1 protein-coding gene is annotated in these 253 nt (G+C 45.1%); it reads right to left on the bottom strand.

The window, feature by feature from the left end; translation table 11 throughout:
• Window positions 1-88: 88 nt before the first annotated feature.
• Window positions 89-223 carry a YqzM family protein gene (locus SB775_RS31765; RefSeq protein ID WP_082799234.1) on the bottom strand — a complete coding sequence of 45 codons (135 nt, stop codon included), beginning with the start codon at window positions 221-223 and terminating at the stop codon, window positions 89-91.
• Between the last annotated feature and the right edge of the window lie 30 nt (window positions 224-253).

The raw sequence follows: 253 nt of genomic DNA, 5'->3' as shown, positions 1-253 counted from the left end.
CCGCGTATCGGTAGAAGATGGGCGTGTCTCTATCGACAGCAGCCGAAAATAAAAAAAGCTCCGGCCTAGGCCGAAGCTTTTTTTATAATCAGCGGGCTACAAATTGCACGACGCCAGCGATGATGAAAATAAGTGCGAAGAAACCAAAGGAAACGACGAAGCCCATCCCTGCATCGATGGCATCGTTGCGTTTGGACTGAACGTTCTGTTCAAATTCATTCATTGAAAATCCCTCCTAGTTGATTTTATTATA

The organism is Peribacillus sp. SIMBA_075 (assembly GCF_046534585.1).
The sequence above is the reverse complement of the archived record's forward strand: the minus strand, read 5'-3'. Positions and strand labels throughout refer to the sequence as shown.